The 7727-nt window shown below is 37.9% G+C and carries 7 protein-coding genes; 4 read left to right on the top strand and 3 right to left on the bottom strand.

What is annotated here, in order from left to right; all coding sequences use genetic code 11:
* The coding region (locus tag BGO88_RS06595; protein ID WP_286706361.1) for a GEVED domain-containing protein at positions 1–2371 on the top strand (2371 nt) is incomplete at its 5' end.
* 241 nt (positions 2372–2612) lie between these two features.
* Here BGO88_RS06595 and holA read toward each other — a convergent pair.
* From holA to BGO88_RS06580, 3 genes are all read right to left on the bottom strand, one after another.
* On the bottom strand, positions 2613–3617 hold the full coding sequence (gene holA / locus BGO88_RS06590) for a DNA polymerase III subunit delta (protein ID WP_286706360.1): 1005 nt from the start codon (positions 3615–3617) through the stop codon (positions 2613–2615).
* A 225-nt stretch (positions 3618–3842) separates the two neighbouring features.
* Positions 3843–4205, bottom strand: coding sequence for a hypothetical protein (locus BGO88_RS06585; RefSeq protein WP_286706359.1), 363 nt, complete (start codon positions 4203–4205; stop codon positions 3843–3845).
* 166 nt (positions 4206–4371) lie between these two features.
* The gene (locus BGO88_RS06580; RefSeq protein WP_277017389.1) at positions 4372–5196 is read right to left on the bottom strand and encodes a helix-turn-helix domain-containing protein; all 825 of its coding nucleotides are present in this window, start codon (positions 5194–5196) and stop codon (positions 4372–4374) included.
* Positions 5197–5454: 258 nt separating this feature from the next.
* On the opposite strand from BGO88_RS06580, the gene BGO88_RS06575 reads away from it, so the two are divergent.
* Genes BGO88_RS06575 through BGO88_RS06565 form a run of 3 tightly spaced genes read left to right on the top strand, consistent with a single transcriptional unit; the run spans position 5455 to position 7696 of the window.
* Positions 5455–6213, top strand: a complete 759-nt coding sequence (locus BGO88_RS06575; RefSeq protein ID WP_286706358.1) for a phosphatase PAP2 family protein — start codon at positions 5455–5457, stop codon at positions 6211–6213.
* Positions 6214–6238: 25 nt separating this feature from the next.
* A complete protein-coding gene (locus tag BGO88_RS06570; protein WP_056073165.1) occupies positions 6239–6682 on the top strand; it encodes a type I restriction enzyme HsdR N-terminal domain-containing protein in 444 nt (147 codons plus the stop codon).
* Between the two features lie 18 nt (positions 6683–6700).
* Complete coding sequence (locus BGO88_RS06565) at positions 6701–7696, top strand: glycosyltransferase family 2 protein (RefSeq protein ID WP_286706357.1); 996 nt, start codon at positions 6701–6703, stop codon at positions 7694–7696.
* Positions 7697–7727 lie beyond the last annotated feature (31 nt).

The raw sequence follows: 7727 nt of genomic DNA, 5'->3' as shown, positions 1-7727 counted from the left end.
TACAACGGCACAGCTTTCCTGGATGGGTGAAGGAACCGTATTTGATGTGGAATATGGTCCTACAGGTTTCACGCAAGGAACAGGAACACTAATGTCTTCTGTAGGAAATCCTTATGATGCTACAGGATTAACATCAGATACTAATTATCAATACTATGTGCGTAGAGATTGTGGTTCCGGAGATAAGAGTCCATGGGCTGGACCATTTAGTTTCAGAACCGGATACTGTCTTCCAGCTGCTACATCTACTTCTTACTTTATCAGAGATTTCTCTACTACAGAAGGATATGTAAACATTAGCAATACAGGTACTGCAATAGGAACCGGAGGTTATTCCAACTTCTCAACCTTAAAAGTACAGCAATCTGAAGGCAGAACAATCAATTTTAGCGCAGCATACAGCGGTGGTTCCGGTTTTGCTATCTGGGTAGACTGGAACAAAAACATGGCTTTTGATGCTGACGAAAGAGTATTCAATACTACAGCCTATGGTGCATCATCTACAGGAACTATTACTGTTCCCGCTGGAACTCCAATAGGAAGCTACAGAATGAGAATCCGTATGGACTACAACAACAGCAGTCCTTCAGACGCTTGTGGATTTAATTCAGGAAATGGAGAAGCAGAAGATTATACACTTGAAGTAATTGCTGTGCCATCTTGTATACCTCCAACAAATCTAAACATTGCAAGTATGACTCCAACAACGGCACTTCTTGCCTGGACGAGCGACGGAACATTGTTTGATGTTGAATACGGACCAAATGGATTTACACAAGGCACAGGAACTACACGTACCGGTGTAACAAGCCCATACAGTGTTACAGATTTAACTGCAGATACTGCTTACCAGTTCTATGTGCGCAAAGACTGTGGTTCCGGAGACAAGAGCCTTTGGGCTGGACCATTCCGTTTTACGACTGCTTATTGTACGCCTGCTGCAACCTCAACAAGCTATTACATTAGTAGTTTTACGACTACCGGTGGAGCAACAAACATAAACAATACAGGTACAACTATTGGAACCGGAGGTTATTCTAACAATACTGGAATGAAAGTACAGCAGTATGAAGGTGCTTCTGTTGATTTTAGTGCAGCTTACATTGGTAGTTCTGGTTTTGCAATCTGGATTGACTGGAACAATAACATGACTTTTGAGTCATCTGAAAGAGTATTCAACACTACTGCTTATGGTGCTGCTGCTACGGGAACTATTACCGTTCCGGCGTTGACACCTGTAGGAAACTACAGAATGAGAATCCGTATGGATTATAACAACAGCAACCCAACTGATGCCTGTTCGTTTAATTCAGGAAATGGTGAAGCAGAAGATTATACTTTTGAAGTTATCACTCCACCATCCTGCCCTGCTCCAACAGGAGGAATTGCAGGAAGCCTGACAACTGCAACAGCACAATTATCATGGACAAGTTCTGGAACTTTGTTCGACATTGAGTACGGACCAAGAGGATTTACACAAGGTGCAGGAACTATGGCTTCGGGGGTACCTAACCAACACACCATTTCAGGACTTTCAGCCAATACTGCTTATCAATTCTATGTACGCAGAGATTGTGGTTCCGGAGACAAGAGCACATGGGCTGGACCATTTGCATTCAGAACTGCTTGCGGAACACAAACGGTTCCTTATCTGATTGATTTTGAAGATGCAACTACACCTGCATTGCCAGCTTGTACTTCAAGTCAAAATGCCGGAACGGGTAACAACTGGAAAACAGACAATATCAACAGAGGTGGATTCAACTCTAAAGTACTGAATTACAGTTACAATTCTTCAAATCCGGCTAATGCGTGGTTCTATACTAATGGTGTACAACTGGAAGCGGGAACTAACTATACGCTGAAATTCCAATATGCTAACAGTGGTAATACTACTTATGTAGAAAGTGTGAAAGTTAACATCGGAACTGCTGCAGATTTTAATGCGATGACAAGGAATTTAGCTGATTATCCGTCTATTGTAAACGACTCTCAGTTAGAATCGTCTACTACTTTTACAGTAGAAGCCAGCGGTATATATTATTTAGGTTTCAATGCTTATTCAATCACAGACAGGGCTCAGATTTATATAGATAACATCTCTGTTGATGTTTCTTTATCTAATCCTGATTTTGATGCGGCATCCTTTAAGGCATATCCAAACCCGGTTAAAAATATCCTGAATCTGTCTTATGACAAAAACATCAGCGATGTTGCCGTATTCAACCTTATCGGACAGCAAGTGATGACAAGAACAATAAACAATGACAAAGGACAAATTGATATGTCTGGTCTGCCAGCCGGTACTTATATGGTTAAAGTAACTGCTGATAATGCCATGAAGACTATCAAGATAATCAAACAAGATTAATAATTGGATTAAGTTTAGGTTTCTTTTAAATCGGGCATATAGCAGATAGAGATAGAAATAGGGCTTCTTGTTCTATATATGCCCAAATTATTAAGATCGCGGTGGTAGTAGATCTTAATGTCCAGAAACACTCCAGGTTTTCCTGGAGTGTTTTTTTATTAAGAGGTTATTTTCCTAATGAGTAAAAAAAATGCGTACTTTAAAAAAGTACGCATCAATTATAAATTGGTAATTTCTTCTTTTAACTGAAAATATTTGCCAGCATTTCTTTCATCAAATCACCGGGCGGTAACCCATTGGCTCCAACTCCCTTACTTTTAACATCAATATCCCGAAGAGAAGCCACAATATGGCTCACTTTTTTCATTGGGTAATTCTTAATAGCCACATCATATTCCTTCACAAAAAAAGGGTTAATACCTAAAGCAGAAGCAACGCTTTTTGGACTACGATCTTTCAAACCATGGTATTTGAGCAATTGGACAAAAAAACCAAAAGTCTGGCCTACTGTTAACACCAGTGGATTGTCTTTCGGATTGTCTGCAAAATATTGTGCTATCTGATAGGCTTTTTTTACGTTACGCTCGCCAATCGCCTTACGGAGTTCAAATACATTAAAATCTTTGCTGAAACCAATATTTTCTTCAATCACTTCCGGTGTTATGGTACTGCCTTGTGGTAAAATAATGGCTAATTTATCCAATTCATTGGCTATTTTACTTAAGTCTGTACCTAAAAAATCAACCAACATTGCCGCAGCTTTAGGCTCAATATTTAATTTTTTTCCGACCAATACCCGCTTTAGCCAGTCGCCTACCTGATTTTCATACAGTTTCTTGCTTTCATATACAAGACCGGTCTTATCTAAAAACTTGGTCAGTTTCTTTCTTTTGTCTAGCGTTTTATATTTATAGGCAATGACCAGCACTGTCGTAGGCATCGGATTTTCAGCATAACTTTCCAGTTTGTCAATGCTTCGCGAAAGTTCTTGAGCTTCCCTTACAATGACTACCTGACGTTCGGCCATCATTGGATAACGTTTTGCCGTAGAAACTATATCATCAACAGATACATCCCTTCCATACAGCACGGTCTGATTAAAACCTTTCTCATCTTCAGAAAGAAGGTTTGCTTCCATATATTCCGTAAGCTTATCGATATAATAAGGTTCCTCGCCCATCAGGAAATAAATTGGCTTGATGTTTCCTGCCTTAATATCATTGACAATTTTTACAACCTCATCCACTGCTTTTATATTTGGTATTTATCAAAAACCAAAAATAAGGCTTTAATAGCAGAACTATCAAAAAAAATACAAAAGCTCACATTATTTGTATTTGAGTTTTTTTTGGGGGATTAGACCTATTCTCAAATCCTTTTAATGATTATATAAAAAAAGAACTTATTGCCAAAACAGCAATAAGTCCCAAATCCATGACAGTGTAGGTGGCTGCCAGCTAAAACGATGATATTATCTGAGGTTGTGGTGAGTGCGAACGGACAAAATTGTGCCCGTTCCCACTTCTTCCTTTTTTAAAACACCATCTACAAATATCCGCAATTTTAATGTTGAAGCAGCATCTATTCCTACTCCATTCGCTGAAAAATTTACTACACTTGCATTTTCCGGCAGAGCAATTTCCAAACTTGTCCAGGTAGCCACGCCCAGGCCCGATACTGTAGTCTGGTTGGAATCATATCCATATAAAAGATGGCTGAGTGTTGAACCAGAAGAAGTTTCCGCTTTCAAAACCAATGTATGTGTAGATGCATTTGGTATATTTTCCGAACCTCCATCATCCTTGGAACATGCCGTAAAAGCGAGCGATATCATAGTCAAAATAAGCAAACTAGTAATTTTCTTTTTCCTTTTTTTCATAGTTGAATTAATGATTTTAATCTTTAAAGATTTGTTTCAGATAAATCTATCTTTGGGTTAAAACAGAATTCTTTTTCAAAATTAAAATCAGAAATGCGAACAGAATTGTATCAGAACGACATCAGGCCAATTCTTCAATATAAATAAAGGAGGCACTTTCAGAACCCAGGCTGGATTGCTTGACAAATTCATAAGGAGAAAGGCCGGAAAATAATTTAAAATCTTTTATAAAATGAGACTGATCTGAATACTCAAGATCATAGGCCAATTGGGTAAGGCTCCCATAATCTGTCAAAGACAGGGCCGGTAATGACTTTTCAAATTTTGCAACCCTGGCAAATTTTCGGGCAGACACACCCACATTTTGTTTGAACCTGCGTTGCAGCTGCCGTTCAGAAATCTGATAGTGAGAAGCAATTGTTGCCAGATTTTTTTCATTATCTAAACGATCTGCCCAATTTCCAAGGAAAAGATGGTCAATAACCACATCACCTTTTGATTTCGATATTCTTTTATAAAAATATTCGCTGAGTATCGAAACTCTTTCAAGGTGATTTTTAGCGTTTAATAATAAAACTGGGATTTCAGTCTTGTCCAGGAGCTGGATATCAGGCGTCTGATTGGTCAGTTCAGCAGCATTTATACCAAAAAGGAAATGTAAAGCATGCGGTTGGAAACTTACCCCAAAATGAGAAAAATGACTCTCCCAATAAGCATCAGTTGGCTGAGTATCTACGCCGCTCAAATAACATATGGGCTTTATAGTGCCTTGGGCATCTTTGATAGGCGAAAATGAACAAATATCCTGAAAAACAAGTCGTGGATAACGGTCAGCAAAAGAACGGATATGCAAAGCTTCTGTAGCCGATGTGCAAACATCATAACTCCAGAAATAACGGATCCAGTTTTTAAGGGCCGGATGTACGGGATATTGCTTATAATTCATAGTCCTGAATCCTCATTGCTTACAAATTGGCAGAATACAATTAATACATCAATGCTTCAATATTCTTCTGAATATTACTTATTTATTACATTCTACATCCTATTTCAATGCCAAATGTACAAATATTTAAGATTGAAAATAGCAGGCAAAAAAAGTTCATAAATCCAATCCTTAAGATTTGATTAAAGTAGTCATAAGCTCTCAATTAAAATTCTCCTGTTACGTTAAATCTGAAAGTAACCTTCATAATCTTAAATTATGTCTAAAAAAATCGTGCTACTATATATTGTCTGCAATGCAATAGCGACTTATGCCCAACAAAACGTAACAGATTCTATCCCGGTCTTAAAACCAGACAGCCTGAAATTTAACTACAAATCCTTAATTATACCGGGAGCCCTGATAGGATATGGTGTTATTGGACTAGAAAGCGACTGGCTCAAAGGATTTAACTCTGAAATCAAAGAAGAAGTTAATGAAGATATTGATAAAAAAATAACCATAGATGACTTTACGCAATATGCCCCTTTTGTATCTGTGTATGGTTTAAATGCTTTAGGAATCAAAGGAAAACACAACTTCAAAGACCGTTCTATTATTTTAGGCACATCTTATCTGCTAATGAGTGGAACAGTATTAAGCCTCAAAGGCATCACCAAGGTTGAAAGGCCTGATGGAAGTTCCAACAACTCTTTTCCTTCCGGACATACAGCTACTGCCTTTGCCGGGGCTGAATTTTTATGGCAGGAATATAAAGATGTCTCCATATGGTATGGTATTACAGGCTATGCGATAGCTACAGGAACCGGGCTATTCCGTATTTACAACGATCGTCACTGGCTTACTGATGTTGCTGCCGGAGCCGGAATAGGAATCCTCAGTACCAAAGTAGCCTATTGGCTCCATCCTTACATCAAAAGAACATTTTTTGGAGAAAAGGAAACCAAATCTACAGTAATGATGGCTCCATTCTATAATGGAAAACAGTTGGGATGTGGATTCGTAATGAATTTTTAAACCAGAATTTTGTTACTTTGCATTCATGCAGCAACTCAATTTCAACTCCTATGATTTTCGGTTTAGGAATACGGAAGGACGGATTTCCATATTTGACGAAATCCGAAAAAAGTTTATTATCCTGACACCGGAAGAATGGGTTCGTCAAAACGTAGTACAATACCTGCTGCAGGAAAAAAAATATCCGAAATCGTATATTAACGTAGAAAAGGTCATCAAAATTAACGGACTTGTAAAACGTTATGACGTAGTAGTCTTCCAACCCAATGGCAAATTATTTCTGTTAGTAGAATGCAAATCAACAGATATTGTCATAAACCAAACCACCTTCGACCAGATTGCCCGTTATAATATGGTACTGGAGTCGGAATATTTAATGGTAACAAATGGACTCAATCATTATTTTTGCCAGATGGATTATCAAAACGAAAAATATAATTTTCTAAAAGAACTTCCTGCTTTCAATTAGATGAAGCAAACAACAGTCATGAAAAAAACAGCAATCGTCATACTCAACTGGAACGGAAAAAAACTGCTTGAGGAATTTCTGCCTTCCGTTGTGCGATTCTCTTCCGAGGCCACTATTTATGTAGCTGATAATGCCTCATCAGACGATTCTGTTACTTTTATAAAAAATACTTTCCCGTCTGTCAAAATTATTCAAAATACAGACAACTTTGGTTTTGCCAAAGGTTACAATCAGGCACTCCGGTTTGTAGAAGAAGAATATTATGCCCTGGTGAATTCTGATATTGAAGTAACCGAAAATTGGCTGACACCTGTAATCGATTTATTTGACAGCGAACCCGAAACAGCTATCATCCAGCCCAAAATATTAGACTACAAAAACAAGCAAATGTTTGAATATGCCGGTGCCGGTGGCGGATTTATTGACAAATACGGTTTCCCTTTCTGCAGAGGAAGGATATTCCAGACATTGGAAAAAGATAAGGGTCAATACAATGATACTATTGATATCTTTTGGGCTTCCGGTGCCTGCTTTTTTATACGTAAAGAAATCTACAGAAACTTAGATGGCTTTGATGAAGACTTTTTTGCCCATCAGGAAGAAATTGATCTTTGCTGGCGTGCTTTCAATCAAAATCTAAAAGTAAAATATTGTGGAAAATCTACAGTATACCATGTGGGCGGTGCGACTTTAAAAGATTCAAATCCACATAAAACATTCCTTAATTTCCGCAATTCGCTTTGGATGATGCTCAAAAATCTGCCAAAAAATAAGCTCTTCCCTGTCCTTTTCCTGCGGCTTGCACAAGATGGGCTTGCCGGAGTTAAATTTATGACGGAAGGTAAGTTCTCCCATCTGTGGGCAATCCTCAAAGCTCATTTTTATTTTTATTTAAAATTTTTCCGATTCTTAAACAAAAGAGAATCAAAACAATACGACAATTACTACAAAATCAAAAGCATCACCTACCACTATTTTGTCAAAAAAGGCAAGATTTTTGAAAACAAATTTTAACAATAGTTTATACTTGTTAAACTTGAAACCC

The sequence above is a fragment of the Flavobacterium sp. 38-13 genome (genome assembly GCF_001899155.1).
Classification (GTDB): Bacteria; Bacteroidota; Bacteroidia; order Flavobacteriales; family Flavobacteriaceae; genus Flavobacterium; species Flavobacterium lindanitolerans.
Note: the sequence above shows the minus strand (reverse complement) of the source record. Positions and strands in the feature narration are given on the sequence as shown.